Annotated in this window: 1 pseudogene; it reads right to left on the minus strand. The window is 50.4% G+C overall.

The features are described 5' to 3' along the window. Positions 1-251: 251 nt before the first annotated feature. A pseudogene (locus V6B97_RS17195) lies at positions 252-371 on the minus strand (IS1595 family transposase); the annotation flags it as partial.

The raw sequence follows: 371 nt of genomic DNA on the forward strand, positions 1-371 counted from the left end.
CAGGCTGCTCGCTCGCGGGCCAGAGGGTATCGGAACGTAACAACCTTCATCACCATGATCTACCTGATCGGAGCGCCCATCACCCAACTCTTGGAGGCGTGAATTCCACAGCTAACGTCGAAGACCCTCTAAAATCTTACGAACACGATGATTTGGTTTTTCTGGCGTGATCACTCAGCCAACAGACCTCGGCTATCGGCTTCTGTATGCGCCGCATGGTTTGGCTGCAGGCATGATAAATTCTAAAGGCTCTAGACCATCAGGTCTTTGTTTTTTGCTACCAGCCGTTTCATTTCGGCAATGAGTTGGGGCAGGGGCTTGTTGTAGCGCCATTCACATTCTTTGAGGTGTAATTCGAAGTTCCTCTTCAC

It is taken from the genome of Nitratidesulfovibrio sp. 1201_IL3209 (assembly GCF_036763125.1).
Lineage (GTDB): Bacteria > Desulfobacterota > Desulfovibrionia > Desulfovibrionales > Desulfovibrionaceae > Cupidesulfovibrio.